The sequence below is a fragment of the Bradyrhizobium cosmicum genome (assembly GCF_032290525.1).
Lineage (GTDB): Bacteria > Pseudomonadota > Alphaproteobacteria > Rhizobiales > Xanthobacteraceae > Bradyrhizobium > Bradyrhizobium cosmicum_A.
In genome coordinates, this window is sequence record NZ_JASXTA010000486.1 from 1 (window position 1) to 246 (window position 246).

1 protein-coding gene is annotated in these 246 nt (G+C 64.2%); it reads right to left on the minus strand.

All coding sequences use genetic code 11. The features are described 5' to 3' along the window. Window positions 1-246, minus strand: a 246-nt coding sequence (locus QSV46_RS40660) for an aminotransferase class V-fold PLP-dependent enzyme (RefSeq protein ID WP_314964383.1), incomplete at both ends; no start/stop codon positions are given.

Consider the following 246-nt stretch of genomic DNA (forward strand, 5'->3'; position numbering starts at 1 on the left):
GTGTGAAACAGCGCGCCTGCCGCACGCGCTAACCCGGCCAGAAACTCCACCGGGAAAATCGTGCCGGTCTCGTTGTTGGCCCACATAACCGACGCAATCGCCGTGCGTGGTCCAAGCGCCCAGCGAAAGGCCTCGACGTCGAGCCGTCCGCGCGAATCCACCGGGATCACGTGCGTGTTGATGCCCCTTGTCGCCAATTGCTCGACCAGCGTGAGGATGGCGGAATGCTCGACGGAGGTGGTGACG